The organism is Rathayibacter sp. AY1E3, from assembly GCF_002932235.1.
Lineage (GTDB): Bacteria > Actinomycetota > Actinomycetes > Actinomycetales > Microbacteriaceae > Rathayibacter.
The window spans coordinates 62801-76688 of sequence record NZ_PSVN01000002.1; the positions used below are offsets into that span (position 1 = coordinate 62801).

Here is a 13888-nt window from a genome sequence, read left to right on the forward strand (position 1 = left end):
TCCCGGTCCGTCCGCGCCTGCTGCCCCTTCTCGCGGCGGCCCCGCTCGGACACCTTCGCCCCCTCCTAGACCGCAGTAGTCGTCGCTGTCGAGCTCGAGTGCGACAACTCCTGCGTTCTCGCGGCGCGCCCCGCTCGAACACCTTCGCCCCCCCCGAGACCGCAGTAGTCGTCGCTGTCGAGCTCGAGTGCGACAACTCCTGCGTTCTCGCGGCGCGCCCCGCTCGGACACCTTCGCCTCCTTCCCGAGACCGCAGTAGTCGTCGCTGTCGAGCTCGAGTGCGACAACTCCTGCGTTCTCGCGGCGCGCCCTGCCCGTGGAGCACCCGCCTCCACCCGCAAGGCAGAGGACGCGGACCGGGAAACGCGTGCCAGCGTTTCCCGGCAGTCCGACGCACCCCGCTCTGCGGAACGCACCATCTCGCGAAGCCGACCGCGCGCGGGGATGCGGCCCGCCGCATCCCCGCCAGACGACACCGCCCGCGGCCGTTCGGCCCACGGCGAACGCGTGGGCGGCGCTCAGAGTGCGGGAGGTAGCCTGGCAGGCACAATCTCCTCGTCAGAAAGGCGCCGGGTGTCGCACCCGCAACAAGCATGAACGTGAAGCGCATCTTCCGGGGTCCCATCCTCTACGTCGTCCTGGCGATCGTCGCGGTGTGGATCGGCTCCTCGCTGATCACCATGTCCGGCTTCCGGCCGGTCACGACGCAGGAGGGTCTCGACCTCCTGAAGGACGGCAAGGTCGATTCGGCGAAGATCGTGGACGGCGAGCAGCGCGTCGATCTCACGCTCAAGCAGGCCGACGGCGACAACGGCACGCAGGTGCAGTTCTACTACGTGGCCCCTCGCGGCGCAGAGGTCGTCGACGCGGTGTCCGCGGCCGATCTCGGCAGCACCGGCTACAACGACGAGGTCCCGCAGACCAACTGGTTCCTCTCGGCTCTCGGCTTCCTGCTCCCCATCCTGCTGATCGGCGCGTTCTTCTGGCTGATGCTCTCGGGCATGCAGGGCGGCGGCAACCGCGTCATGCAGTTCGGCAAGTCGAAGGCGAAGCTCGTCTCGAAGGAGTCGCCCAAGGTCACGTTCGGCGATGTCGCCGGCGCCGACGAGGCGATCGAGGAGCTGCACGAGATCAAGGAGTTCCTCAAGGAGCCCGCGAAGTTCCAGGCCGTCGGCGCCCGCATCCCGAAGGGCGTCCTGCTCTACGGCCCTCCCGGCACCGGCAAGACCCTGCTGGCGCGCGCGGTCGCGGGCGAGGCGGGCGTCCCCTTCTACTCCATCTCCGGATCGGACTTCGTCGAGATGTTCGTCGGCGTCGGCGCGAGCCGTGTCCGCGATCTCTTCCAGCAGGCGAAGGAGAACTCGCCGGCCATCATCTTCGTCGATGAGATCGACGCCGTCGGCCGCCACCGCGGCGCCGGCATGGGCGGCGGTCACGACGAACGCGAGCAGACCCTCAACCAGCTGCTGGTCGAGATGGACGGCTTCGACGTCAAGACGAACGTCATCCTGATCGCGGCGACGAACCGCCCCGACATCCTCGACCCCGCGCTGCTGCGTCCGGGCCGCTTCGACCGCCAGATCGGCGTCGACGCCCCCGACCTGCTCGGCCGCAAGCGGATCCTCGAGGTCCACGGCCGTGGCAAGCCGCTCGCCGGCGGAGTCGACCTCGAGGTCGTCGCCCGCAAGACCCCGGGCTTCACCGGCGCCGACCTGGCCAACGTCCTCAACGAGGCCGCGCTGCTCACCGCCCGCTCCAACGCGCAGCTGATCGACAACCGCGCGCTCGACGAGGCCATCGACCGCGTCATCGCGGGGCCGCAGCGCCGCACGCGGGTCATGCGCGACAAGGAGAAGCTGATCACCGCCTACCACGAGGGCGGACACGCTCTGGCGGCGGCGGCGATGCGCCACACCGACCCCGTGACCAAGGTCACGATCCTTCCGCGCGGTCGCGCCCTCGGCTACACGATGGTGCTCCCGCTGGAGGACAAGTACTCCACGACCCGCAACGAGCTCCTCGACCAGCTCACGTACGCGATGGGCGGCCGCGTCGCGGAGGAGATCGTCTTCCACGACCCCACCACCGGAGCGTCGAACGACATCGAGAAGGCGACCTCCATCGCCCGCAAGATGGTCACCGACTACGGCATGTCCGCGAACGTCGGAGCGGTCAAGCTCGGCCAGTCGTCGGGCGAGATGTTCCTCGGCCGCGACATGGGCCACCAGCGCGACTACTCCGAGCAGATCGCCGAGACGGTCGATGCCGAGACGCGCCAGCTCATCGAGCAGGCGCACGACGAGGCGTGGCAGGTCATCAACGACAACCGCGACATCCTCGACCGCCTCGCGATGGAGCTGCTCGAGAAGGAGACGCTCGACCACGACCAGCTGGCCGAGATCTTCAAGGACGTCCGCCGCATCGACGAGCGCCCGCAGTGGCTCTCGAGCGACAAGCGCCCCCTGTCCGACCTGCCGCCCATCGCGGTCCCGGTCGCCAAGGCGCCGATCGACTCGGGTGCGACCGACGGGGGAGTCTCCTCCGCCGGTGCGGACGAGGTCGCGCCGAAGCGTCCGCCGCTGATCAACCCGCGCCCCGCGACGGCGTAGCGCGCGCGTGCCCGTCGACAAGGCGCGCATCGAGGCGGCCGTCGCCGAGATCCTCGCGGCCATCGGGGACGACCCGGGCCGCGAGGGACTCCTCGACACGCCGCGGCGGTTCGCCGAGGCGTACGAGGAGTTCTTCGGCGGGTTCGACGACGACGCCGCGGCCCAGTTGACCGAGACGTTCGCGGTGGTGGAGGGCGGCCAGGAGTCGCCGCTCGACCAGACGGTGATCGTGCGCGACCTCGCCTTCCGCTCCGTCTGCGAGCACCACCTCCTGCCGTTCCTCGGCGTCGCGCACATCGCCTACCGGCCGCGCGAGCGGGTCGTCGGCCTCGGCCGGCTGCCGCGCGTGGTCGAGACGGTCGCGTCGCGACCGCAGATCCAGGAGCGGATGACCGAGCAGATCGCCGACGCGCTCGAGCAGGGCCTCGCTCCCGAGGGAGTGCTCGTCGTGGTCGACGCCGAGCACGGCTGCGTGCGGATGCGCGGGCCGCGCCAGACCGCGAGCTCGACCGTGACGGTCGCCGCCCGCGGCTCCCTCGCCGACCCGGCCGCACGCGCCGAGATCATCGCGCTGATCGGCGCCGCGCGGGGGGAGTGACGTGGCCACCACCGTCGCCGACCTCACGCCGACCGGTCGCGCCGCGCTCCTCGGGATCCTCAACGTCACTCCGGACTCGTTCAGCGACGGCGGCCGCTGGCTGTCCGTCGACGACGCCGTCCGCCACGGCCTCGACCTGACCCGGCCCGCCGGGGACGGACCCGCCGCGTTCGGCGCGGACCTGGTCGACGTCGGCGGAGAGAGCACCCGCCCCGGTGCGGCGCGCGTCGATTCATCCGCCGAGCAGGGCCGCGTGCTGCCCGTCGTCCGCGCCCTCGCCGCGGAGGGGGTGCGCGTCAGCATCGACACGATGAGCGCCGCCACGGCCGAGGCCGCCCTGGATGCCGGCGCCGTCGTCGTCAACGACGTCTCCGGCGGCCTCGCCGATCCGCGGATGCTCGCGCTCGTCGCCGAGCGCGGCGCCGTCTACATCGCGATGCACTGGCGCGGGCACAGCGCGGGCATGACCGCTCTCGCCTCCTACGGCGACGTGGTGGCGGACGTCCGCGCCGAGCTCGAGCGCCGCGTCGACGCCGCCCGTGAGGCCGGGATCCGGGACGACCGCCTCCTGCTCGACCCCGGCCTCGGCTTCGCGAAGGTCGGGGCGCACGACTGGGCGCTGCTGGCCGGGCTCGACGCGATCGTCTCGCTGGGCTTCCCGGTCCTGGTCGGCCACTCGCGCAAGCGGTTCCTCGCTCCGTTCGCCCCCGCCGGCGCCCCGGCCGCCGAGCGCGACGAGGTCTCCGCCATGCTGAGCCTCATCGCCGCCGAGCACGGCGCCTGGGGCGTCCGGGTCCACGACGTCCGCTCGTCCGCCCGTGCCCTGGCCCTCGCCGCCCGACTCCAGGAGGAGACCCCGTGACCGCGATCGACCCCGCCGCCCTGGCCGTGCGCGACTCCATCACCCTCACCGGGCTGCGCGTGCGCGCGCACCACGGCGTCTTCGACTTCGAGCGCGAGAACGGCCAGGACTTCGTGATCGACGCGACGGTCTGGCTCGACACCGCGCCGGCGGCCGAGGGCGACGCGCTGGCCGAGACGGTGCACTACGGCGAGCTCGCGATCGCCCTGGCCGACGCGGTGACCCGCGACCCGGTCGACCTCATCGAGACCCTGGCCGAGCGCCTCGCCCGGGTGGCCCTGGGCTTCGCCGCCGCCGACGTCGTCCGCATCACCGTCCACAAGCCGGACGCGCCGATCCCGCTGCCGTTCGAGGACGTGGCCGTGCAGATCACGAGGACCCGCTCGTGAGGCCGCGGCAGGAGCGCGTCCGCCCGGTGCGCCACGTCGTGCTCGCGCTCGGCAGCAACCTCGGCGACCGCCTGGCGCACCTCGAGGAGGCGCTGCGGGCCCTCGCCACGACGCCGGGCCTGCGCCTCGAGGCGGTGTCCAAGGTCGTCGAGTCGCCCGCGTGGAAGCCCGAGGGCGTCGACGAGGACGCGCCCGGGTACCTCAACGCGGTCGTGACCGGCTCGACCGTCCTCGAGCCCGACGACCTGCTCGCGGCGACGGCGGCGATCGAATCGGCCGGCGGCCGGATCCGCGGCGAGGGCGAGGAGCGCTGGGGCGACCGGACACTCGACATCGACGTGATCGCGGTCGGCGGCGTGCTCCGCGACGACGCGCATCTGACCCTCCCGCACCCGCGGGCGGCCGAGCGGGCGTTCGTGCTCGAGCCCTGGCTCGACGTCGAGCCGGCGGCGGTCCTTCCCGGGGCCGGACCCGTGGCCGAGCTGCGCGCACGGGCGACCGACCGCGTGACCGACCACCCGGCCGGGTTGACCTGGCCGGGGCGCGACTCCGCCCGCGGCAGCACCGCCGACCCCGAGAGCAGGACCCCGTGAGGCGCACCCGCATCAGCACCCTGCTCGGACTCGGCCTCGCCGGGGCCGTCGCGGGGTTCCTCCTCGACCTCGCGATCGCCGCCGCCGGCCGCCCCGTGCTCATCCCGCCGCTGACGGTTCCGCTGACCCTGATCGTGGTCGCTGCCCTCGTGCTCGGCTTCGCCGTCCCGATCCACCGCGCCACGAAGGGCACGCTGCGTCGGCCCATCGATCCGTTCCGGGCGATGCGCGTCGTGGTGCTGGCGAAGGCGTCCAGCCACGTCGGTGCTCTGCTGCTCGGAGCCTCCGGCGGCATCCTGGTGTACCTGCTGAGCCGTGCGATCCCTTCGCTAGGCTCCGTGTGGCAGGACGTCGCGACCATCGTGGGTGCGCTCGTCCTGCTGGTGGCCGGCCTGGTCGCCGAGCACCTGTGCACCATCCCGCCGAGCGACGACGACGACAGCGCCGTCGGCGAGGTGAACCACGCCTGACGCCGACGCCCGGATCGCCGCGGGCAGTGAGGACGACGCCATGCCCGCCGAGCCCGAGGACGCGTCGCCGACGACCCGCCGCGACGCGAGGGGACGCCGGCGGGACCGCCTCGACATCACGGGGGAGTGGCGCCGCGTCTCGCCCCGGTACGTCGCGGTCGAGATCGTGTCGGCCGTCGTGTCGAGCGTGCTGCTGCTCGCCGTGCCCGTGGTGCTGATGCTGATCGGCCTGCCGTGGGGCTGGATCCCGCTGGCCGCCGCGGCCGCCCTCGCGGTGACCCTCCTGATCGTGGCCCCGCGCCGTGCGCGCGCCTACGGCTACCTCCTGCGCCAGGACGACCTCCTCTTCCGCCGCGGCATCATGTTCCAGCGCTTCGTGTCGGTGCCGTACGGGCGGATGCAGCTCATCGACGTCAACCGCGGGCCGCTCGCCCGGGCGCTCGGCCTCGCCGACCTCCGCTTCGTCACCGCCGCCGCGGCGACCGGCGTCAGCATCCCGGGCCTGGCCGAGCAGGACGCGGAGGAGCTCCGCGACCGCCTGGTCGAGCTCGCCGAGTCGCGCCGGGCCGGCCTGTGACCGAGCTCCGCGCCGTCGAGACGGACCTGGCCGACGGGGAGTGGCACCGCCTCCATCCCGCGACCCCGGTCCTCAAGGGCGGGATCGGCCTGCTGGTCGTCCTCGGCATCGTGATCACGAACCTCCGCGAGCGCCTGGTCGAGCTGTTCCTGCCCGGGCCGGAGGGCTTCGAGAGCGGCGATCCGGTCGACGAGCTGCTGCGCCGCGGCCTCGTCGGCTGGGCGCTGCTGGCGGTCGCGGTGGGCCTGGCGGTCGCCGTCTTCGCGTTCTGGCTGTCCTGGCGGATGCACACCTTCCGCATCACGGACGAGCTCGTCGAGGTGCGCTCCGGCGTGCTCTTCCGGACCAACCGGCGGGCGCGGCTGGACCGCATCCAGGGCATCGCGGTGCAGCGTCCGCTGTTTGCGCGGCTGTTCGGGGCCGCGAAGCTCGAGGTGAGCGTGGCCGGGCAGGACGCGAACGTCCAGCTGTCGTACCTCGGCTCGCGGCTGGTGGACGCCCTGCGCCGCGACATCCTGCGGCTCGCCTCCGGGGTGCGCGAGCGGGAGGCGACGGTCGACGGTGAGGCTCCCGCGGGCGGGTTCCTGGCGCGGCGGCTGGAGGAGTTCGGCGAGCCTCAGGACGAGACGCCGCCCGAGTCGGTCGTCTCGATCCCGCCGGGCCGGCTCCTCGGCTCGCTCGTCTTCAGCGGCTTCACGCTGTTCCTGGCAGCCTCGGTCGTCGCCGTGGTGTTCGTCGCCGTCTACGGCTCGCCCTACGTGCTCTTCGCGATCCTGCCGGGCCTGATCGGCTCGGGCAGCTACTACGTCCGCCAGTTCGTGCGCTCGCTCCGGTACTCGATCGCCGCGACGCCCGACGGCGTGCGGGTCGGCTACGGCGTGCTCTCGACCAGCAGCGACACGATCCCGCCCGGCCGGATCCACGCCGTCGAGATCACGCAGCCGCTGCTCTGGCGCCCCTTCGGCTGGTGGCAGGTGCGGATCGACCGCGCCGGCCACGCGGCCTCCCGCGGGGCGAACGGCGAGCCGAACACCACGATCCTGCCCGTCGGCGACCTCGCCGCGGTCGAGCGCGTCCTCGCCCTCCTGCTGCCCGGACCGGCTGAGGGAGCGGAGTCGACGCCCGTCGGAGACGCACTCCGGCACCGCGACGCGGCCGGCTTCACCCGGGCGCCGCGCTCGGCGGTGTGGCTCCGCCCCTTCTCGTTCCGGAGGACCGGGTACCGGCTGACGGACGAGGTCGCGATCCTGCGCAGCGGAGCGGTCTGGCGGCGGGTCGCCGTGGTGCCCCTGGCGCGGATGCAGAGCGTCGGGGTCCAGCAGGGACCGCTCCAGCGCCTGCTCGGGCTGGCCTCGGCGCGCGTGCACACGGTGGCCGGCCCCGTCACTCCGCTCGTGCCGGTGATGAGCGCAGCCGACGGACTCGCCTTCTTCGAGAGCCTCGCGACGGCCGGAGTGCGGGCCGCCGACCGCGACGCGAGCCACCAGTGGGGGCGGCGCGCGGCCGCACCCGCCCTGCCCGACTGGCCCGCTCCGGAGGGGGAGCCGCATGCCTGAGAACCGCCGCGACGGACGCCTGGGCGTCGGCGTGATCGGTGCCGGACGCGTGGGCCCGGTGCTCGGTGCCGCGCTCGCCGGGGCCGGCCACGCCGTGATCGGGATCGCCACCACCAGCGAGAGCGGCCGCGAGCGCGCCGACGCGCTGCTCCCCGGAGTCCCCGTGCTCGCGATCCCCGAGCTCGTCGAGCGCAGCGAGCTGGTGATCGTCGCCGTCCCCGGGAGCGAGATCGCCGCCCTGGTCGCGGGGCTCGCCGCGACCGGAGCGTGGCAGCCCGGCCAGCTGGTGCTGCACACGGCACCCGAGCACGGCTACGGGGTGCTCGCGCCGGCGCTCGCCTCCGGGGTCATCCCCCTGGCAGTCCACCCGGCGATGGCCTTCAGCGGCACCAGCCTCGACCTGGCGCGCCTCGCCGAGACCTACTTCGCCGTGTCGGCACCGGGCCCGGTGCTGCCGATCGCGCAGGCGCTGGTGGTCGAGATGGGCGGGGAGCCGGTGACCGTGGCGGAGTCGGACCGCGCCGCCTACGCGGAGGCCGTGTCGACCGCCACGACCTTCTCGACCGCGATCGTCGACCAGGCGGCGGGACTGCTGGCGGGCATCGGCGTCGAGAAGCCGGGCTTCTTCCTCTCCAGCCTCGTCCGCTCCTCCGTCGACGACGCCCTGCGCCGCGCGGCGGGCTGACGCGCGGTGCCGCTCGTGACGCCGCTCCCCGGGTGGGACGCCGCTCGGGAGGCGGTGCCTCGCGGAGGAGCACGGCGTCCCGGTGCCGAGGGCCCCGGCGGCCGCGGGACCGCCGGTAGCATCGTCGGGTGATCAGCACCGTCCACCGCATCGGCGACCTCCGCGAGCGGCTGCAGGAGGCGCGGCGGGCCGGTCGGCGCATCGCGCTCGTGCCGACGATGGGCGCCCTGCACGCCGGGCACCTCGCCCTCGTCGAGCGGGCGCGCGAGCTGGCCGACGTCGTCGTCGTGTCGGTGTTCGTGAATCCGCTGCAGTTCGGTCCGACCGAGGACCTGGACCGCTACCCGCGCGACCTCGAGGGCGACACCGCCCTGCTCGACGCGGCCGGGGCCGACCTCCTCTTCGCTCCGGGAGTCGCCGAGATGTATCCCGACGGGCCGTCCTCCACGAGGGTCGTCGCGGGCGAGGTCGGCGGCCTCTACGAGGGGCGCGCGCGGCCGGGCCACTTCGACGGGATGCTCACCGTCGTCGCCAAGCTCCTGAGCATCGCCCAGCCGGACGTCGCGGTCTTCGGGCAGAAGGACGCGCAGCAGCTGTTCCTCGTGCGCCGCATGGTCCGCGACCTCGACCTGCCCGTCGCGATCGAGGGCGTCGGCATCGTGCGGGAGGAGGACGGGCTCGCCCGCTCCAGCCGCAACCGCTACCTCGACGAGGAGCAGCGCCGCGCGGGCCTCGTGCTGCCGCGCCTCCTCGCGGCCGCCGCGGAAGCCGCGGACCGCGGTGCCGCCGCGGCGATCGAGGCCGCCGAGGCCGTCGCGCACGCCGAGCCGCTCGTTAAGCTGGACTACCTCGTCGTCGTGGATCCCGCGACGCTCCTCCCGGTCGACGCCGACCACCGCGGCCCGGCACTCGTGCTCGTCGCCGCGATCGTCGGCACCACCCGCCTCCTCGACAACGCCCCGATCCTGCTCGCCTGATCGCGGCCGTCCGCCCCGAACCGAAAGCACCGCGACCCCTCATGGCCGACACCCCCGACGTCCCCGAGACCACGACCCCCGCCGCCGAGCAGGCCGACTCCGAGCAGGCCGCCGCCGAGCGGGCCGCGCAGCAGGAGGCCTCCGAGCAGAAGGCCGTCCGCCTCGCCAAGCGCGAGCGCCTGCTCGAGCTCGCGGGCGACGACCTCGGCGCCGGCGCCTACCCCGTCGCGGTCGGAGTCACCGACACCATCGCGGCCGTCCGGGCGCGCCACGAGGGCATCGAGCCGGACGTGAAGACCGGCGAGCGCGTCGGCCTCGCGGGCCGCGTGGTGTTCCAGCGCAACACGGGCAAGCTCTGCTTCGCGACGCTGCAGGCCGGCGACGGCGAGCGGATCCAGGCCATGGTCTCGCTCGGCGACGTGGGCGAGGAGTCGCTGGCGGCGTGGAAGGAGCTCGTCGACCTGGGCGACCACCTCTTCGTCGAGGGCGAGGTCGTCTCGAGCAAGCGCGGCGAGCTGAGCGTGTGGGTGTCGGAGTGGACGATCGCCGCGAAGTCGATCCTGCCGCTGCCGAACCTGCACAACGAGCTCGGCGACGAGACCCGGATGCGCCAGCGCTACCTCGACCTGATCGTGCGCCCCCAGGCCCGCGAGACGGTCGTCACCCGCGCCCGCGTGAACGCCTCCCTCCGCGACACCTTCGCCTCGCACGAGTTCCTCGAGGTCGAGACCCCGATGCTGCAGGTGATGCACGGCGGCGCCTCCGCCCGCCCCTTCGCCACGCACTCGAACGCGTTCGACACCGAGCTGTACCTGCGCATCGCGCCCGAGCTCTACCTCAAGCGGGCGGTCGTCGGCGGCATCGACCGGGTCTTCGAGATCAACCGCAACTTCCGCAACGAGGGCGCCGACTCCACGCACTCGCCCGAGTTCGCGATGCTCGAGGCCTACCAGGCGTACGGCGACTACAACTCGATCGCCGACCTCACCCAGGAGCTGATCCAGAACGCGGCGCAGGGCGTCGCGGGCTCGCACGTGGTCACCTGGGCCGACGGCACCGAGTTCGACCTCGGCGGCCGGTGGGACCGCATCTCGATGTACGAGAGCCTGTCGCTCGCAGCCGGCATCGCGATCACGCCGGAGACGGAGCTCGCCGAGCTCGAGACCCTCGCCGCGCGCGAGGGCGTCGAGGTGCACGTCCCCACGCACGGCAAGTACGTCGAGGAGCTGTGGGAGCACTTCGTGAAGGGCGGCCTGACGCGTCCGACCTTCGTGATGGACTTCCCCGTCGACACCTCGCCGCTCGTGCGCGCGCACCGCAGCATCCCGGGCGTCGTCGAGAAGTGGGACCTCTACGTCCGCGGCTTCGAGCTGGCCACCGGCTACTCCGAGCTGATCGACCCGGTCGTGCAGCGCGAGCGCTTCGTCGAGCAGGCCCGCCAGGCCGCCGCGGGCGACGACGAGGCGATGCGCCTGGACGAGGACTTCCTCCGCGCCCTCGAGCACGGCATGCCCCCCACCGGCGGCATGGGCATGGGCATCGACCGCCTCCTGATGGCGATCACCGGCCTCGGGATCCGCGAGACGATCCTGTTCCCGCTCGTCAAGTAGGGTCGCAGGAGCCGAGGGGGAGACATGGTCAGGGCATCGAGCATCGTCGCGGCCGTCGCGGCGGGCGTCCTCACGATCGCGCAGTTCGGAGTGGGGACCGCGGTCGCCGCGAGCGTCCTCACCTCCTCCGGTGACGTCGGCACCGCGCTGGCCGACCGGCGAGCGGCCGAGGCGTTCACGCCCGACCCCACGATCGCCGGCTTCGCGGAGCGGACCGCCATGTCCGACCGCGGCCGCGCCCTCTACTACGCGTCGAGCCCGTCGGTCGAGCCGACCGCCGGCTTCAACGACCTCTGCGGCTACGGCGCCTCCGACGACATCGTCCTCGGCTGCTACACCGGCACCAGCATCTACATCTCGGACGTCGCCAACCCCGACCTCGACGGGATCCGCGACGTCACGGCGGCCCACGAGATGCTGCACGCCGCGTGGGTGCGGCTCGACGCGGAGGAGCAGGCCGAGCTGGGCGACGAGCTCGAGGCCGCGTACGAGACCCTCCCGCAGGACGGCACGATCGCCGAGCGCCTCGAGCTGTACCGCACCGGCGGCCTCGGCGAGCGCGTCAACGAGCTGCACTCGATCCTGGGGACCGAGGTGGCCGACCTGCCGCCGGCGCTCGAGGCGCACTACGCCGAGTTCTTCGACGACCGCTCCGTCGTCGTGGGCCTGAACGCCCGCTACGAGGCGGTCTTCACCGATCTCGAGAACCGCATCGAGGACCTGGTCTCCCGGATCGAGACGATGTACGCCGACCTCACGGCGCGGGTCGACGCGAACAACGCCGAGTACGACGCGCTCAACGTCGAGATCGACGACTTCAACTCGCGCGCCGACAGCGGCGACTTCGGATCGACGGCCGAGTTCGAGACGGAGCGCGCCGATCTGCTCGCCCGCAGCCAGGCCGTCGACGCCACCCGGGCCGCCATCGACGCGGACATCGCCGTGTACGACGGCCTGCGCTCGGAGCTGGAGGGCCTCAACTCCGACGCCGCGGCGTTGAACAAGTCGGTCGAGAGCCAGTAGCGCCCAGCGCCCGCGAAGGCCGCTGGGCGCACGGGCCTCCGGGCTCACGGCTCCCGCGCCGGTGCCGCGGGTAGGATCGCCGCATGGACTGGGAGCTGTGGAACCAGGGGCTGTGGGCCCTCGTGCCGACGATCACGGTCGGAGCCATCTTCTGGTTCGTCATGCGCGCCCTCATCCGCTCGGACCGCAACGAGCGCCGAGCGTACGACCGCATCGAGGCCCGCGAGCGCGAGCGCCGCGGCCTGCCTCCCCGCGACGCCTCCTGACCACCGCCGCCGCGCGGGTGCCTTCCACGCCCGCTGAGCGGCTCCGCACGACGAACGAGGAGGCGCGGTGCCCGCACCCGACTGGGCGGTGATCCTCCCGATCGCGGCCGTCGTCGTCGAGCTCGTGGTCCGCGTGATCGCCGTGATCGTCGTGCCGCGGAACCGCCGTCCGACCACCGGTCTCGCCTGGCTGATGGCGATCTTCCTGATCCCGTACGTCGGCATCCTGCTGTTCCTCTTCATCGGGAGCTACCGGCTGCCGCGCAAGCGCCGCCGGAAGCAGCAGGAGATCAACCGGTTCATCCTGGAGTCGACCGACGGCATCGACCGCGTCGCCCGGGAGCACCCGTGGCCGCAGTGGCTGGAGTCGGTGGTCACCCTCAACCGCAACCTCGGCGCGATGCCGCTGGTCGGCGGGAACGACGCGCGCCTCCAGGGCGACTACGAGCAGACCATCCGCGCGATGGCCGCCGAGATCGACCGCGCCCGCCGGTACGTGCACTGCGAGTTCTACATCCTCGCCGCCGACTCGACCACCGCGCCCTTCTTCGACGCGCTCGACCGCGCGGTGGCCCGCGGGGTGCGGGTGCGGATCCTCCTCGACCACATCGCGTCGATCCGCGTGCCCGGCTACTACAGCGGCACCCATCGCCGGCTGCGCGCCCTCGAGCGGGCGGGCGCCTCGTGGTCGTACATGCTCCCCGTGCGGCCGTGGCGCGGGCAGTACCAGCGGCCGGACCTGCGCAACCACCGCAAGCTGCTGATCGTCGACGGCAACGCGGCCTTCATGGGCTCGCAGAACGTCGTCGACTCCAGCTACAACAAGCGCGGCAACATCCGCCGCGGCCTGCACTGGCACGACCTGATGGTGCGCCTCGAGGGGCCGGTGGTGCAGGGCATCAACGCCATCTTCATCACCGACTGGTACAGCGAGACCGACGAGCTGCTCCTGCGGGAGTCGGAGCCGATGGAGGCGCTGCAGCAGCGCGACACCATCGACTGCCAGGTGGTGCCGAGCGGCCCGGGGTTCGAGGGCGAGAACAACCTGCGCCTGTTCCTGACGCTGCTCTACTCGGCGCAGAAGTCGATCATCATCACCAGCCCGTACTTCGTGCCCGACGAGGCGATGCTCTACGCGATCACGACGGCGACCCGGCGGGGCGTGCACGTGGAGCTCTTCGTCTCCGAGATCGGCGACCAGGCCGTGGTCTACCACGCCCAGCGCTCGTACTACGAGACGCTGCTGACCGCGGGCGTGCGCATCTGGATGTACCGCAAGCCGACCATCCTGCACGCGAAGCACTTCACGATCGACGACGACGTCGCCGTGATCGGCTCGAGCAACATGGACATGCGCTCCTTCACGCTCAACCTCGAGGTCTCGCTGATGGTGCGCGGCTCGGAGTTCGTCGAGGATCTGCGCCAGGTGCAGCAGGACTACCGCGAGCACTCCCGTGAGCTGACCCTCCGCGAGTGGCGGCAGCAGCCGCTCCGCTCGACCCTGCTCGACAACCTGGCGCGGCTCACCTCGGCGCTGCAGTAGCGCGGCTCCCGTCCGCCCGCAGGCGGAGGATGCGCGGCCCCGGCTCGTCGCGCAAGGCCCTGTGCGGGCCGCCGCGCCCCGCGTAGCGTCGGAGCGTCCTCAGCACCATCCGGTTCCGCCTGCCCGGCGC

At 72.9% G+C, this 13888-nt stretch carries 14 protein-coding genes; all 14 read left to right on the plus strand.

What is annotated here, in order from left to right; translation table 11 throughout:
• The first annotated feature begins 593 nt into the window (after positions 1-593).
• The 14 genes from ftsH to cls all read left to right on the plus strand — a co-directional run bounded on the left by ftsH (position 594) and on the right by cls (position 13758).
• On the plus strand, positions 594-2609 hold the full coding sequence (gene ftsH, locus C5C53_RS01765) for an ATP-dependent zinc metalloprotease FtsH (protein ID WP_104224104.1): 2016 nt from the start codon (positions 594-596) through the stop codon (positions 2607-2609).
• A gap of 7 nt (positions 2610-2616) precedes the next feature.
• Positions 2617-3207, plus strand: a complete 591-nt coding sequence (gene folE / locus C5C53_RS01770) for a GTP cyclohydrolase I FolE (protein ID WP_104224103.1) — start codon at positions 2617-2619, stop codon at positions 3205-3207.
• A gap of 1 nt (position 3208) precedes the next feature.
• A complete protein-coding gene (gene folP / locus C5C53_RS01775) occupies positions 3209-4069 on the plus strand; it encodes a dihydropteroate synthase (protein ID WP_104266657.1) in 861 nt (286 codons plus the stop codon).
• Complete coding sequence (gene folB, locus C5C53_RS01780) at positions 4066-4458, plus strand: dihydroneopterin aldolase (RefSeq protein WP_104347803.1); 393 nt, start codon at positions 4066-4068, stop codon at positions 4456-4458. The genes folP and folB overlap by 4 nt, the downstream gene beginning before the upstream one ends.
• Positions 4455-5051, plus strand: coding sequence for a 2-amino-4-hydroxy-6-hydroxymethyldihydropteridine diphosphokinase (gene folK / locus C5C53_RS01785; RefSeq protein WP_104266658.1), 597 nt, complete (start codon positions 4455-4457; stop codon positions 5049-5051). The genes folB and folK overlap by 4 nt, the downstream gene beginning before the upstream one ends.
• The gene (locus C5C53_RS01790) at positions 5048-5521 is read left to right on the plus strand and encodes a DUF3180 domain-containing protein (protein ID WP_104238407.1); all 474 of its coding nucleotides are present in this window, start codon (positions 5048-5050) and stop codon (positions 5519-5521) included. Before folK ends, C5C53_RS01790 begins: the two co-directional genes overlap by 4 nt.
• 40 nt (positions 5522-5561) lie before the next feature.
• The gene (locus C5C53_RS01795; protein ID WP_104234302.1) at positions 5562-6098 is read left to right on the plus strand and encodes a PH domain-containing protein; all 537 of its coding nucleotides are present in this window, start codon (positions 5562-5564) and stop codon (positions 6096-6098) included.
• Positions 6095-7654 (plus strand): PH domain-containing protein, encoded by a 1560-nt coding sequence (locus tag C5C53_RS01800; RefSeq protein ID WP_104266659.1) that lies wholly within the window; start codon positions 6095-6097, stop codon positions 7652-7654. The genes C5C53_RS01795 and C5C53_RS01800 overlap by 4 nt, the downstream gene beginning before the upstream one ends.
• Positions 7647-8339, plus strand: coding sequence for a Rossmann-like and DUF2520 domain-containing protein (locus tag C5C53_RS01805; protein ID WP_104224097.1), 693 nt, complete (start codon positions 7647-7649; stop codon positions 8337-8339). The genes C5C53_RS01800 and C5C53_RS01805 overlap by 8 nt, the downstream gene beginning before the upstream one ends.
• A 128-nt stretch (positions 8340-8467) precedes the next feature.
• Positions 8468-9316 carry a pantoate--beta-alanine ligase gene (panC, locus tag C5C53_RS01810; protein ID WP_104266660.1) on the plus strand — a complete coding sequence of 283 codons (849 nt, stop codon included), beginning with the start codon at positions 8468-8470 and terminating at the stop codon, positions 9314-9316.
• 41 nt (positions 9317-9357) lie between these two features.
• Positions 9358-10926, plus strand: a complete 1569-nt coding sequence (gene lysS / locus C5C53_RS01815; RefSeq protein ID WP_104266661.1) for a lysine--tRNA ligase — start codon at positions 9358-9360, stop codon at positions 10924-10926.
• A 24-nt stretch (positions 10927-10950) separates the two neighbouring features.
• The gene (locus C5C53_RS01820; RefSeq protein WP_104255539.1) at positions 10951-11949 is read left to right on the plus strand and encodes a hypothetical protein; all 999 of its coding nucleotides are present in this window, start codon (positions 10951-10953) and stop codon (positions 11947-11949) included.
• Between the two features lie 83 nt (positions 11950-12032).
• Entirely contained in the window at positions 12033-12215 is a 183-nt protein-coding gene (locus C5C53_RS01825) for a hypothetical protein (protein ID WP_104224094.1), read from the plus strand.
• Between the two features lie 67 nt (positions 12216-12282).
• Entirely contained in the window at positions 12283-13758 is a 1476-nt protein-coding gene (gene cls / locus C5C53_RS01830) for a cardiolipin synthase (RefSeq protein WP_104224093.1), read from the plus strand.
• Positions 13759-13888: the final 130 nt, after the last annotated feature.

Bases quoted from the DNA above. Each gene is read 5' to 3' on its own strand.
- ftsH (WP_104224104.1), top strand. From the start codon at position 594: ATGAACGTGAAGCGCATCTTCCGGGGTCCCATCCTCTACGTCGTCCTG.
- C5C53_RS01795 (WP_104234302.1), top strand. From the start codon at position 5,562: ATGCCCGCCGAGCCCGAGGACGCGTCGCCGACGACCCGCCGCGACGCG.
- C5C53_RS01805 (WP_104224097.1), top strand. From the start codon at position 7,647: ATGCCTGAGAACCGCCGCGACGGACGCCTGGGCGTCGGCGTGATCGGT.
- lysS (WP_104266661.1), top strand. From the start codon at position 9,358: ATGGCCGACACCCCCGACGTCCCCGAGACCACGACCCCCGCCGCCGAG.
- C5C53_RS01820 (WP_104255539.1), top strand. From the start codon at position 10,951: ATGGTCAGGGCATCGAGCATCGTCGCGGCCGTCGCGGCGGGCGTCCTC.
- C5C53_RS01825 (WP_104224094.1), top strand. From the start codon at position 12,033: ATGGACTGGGAGCTGTGGAACCAGGGGCTGTGGGCCCTCGTGCCGACG.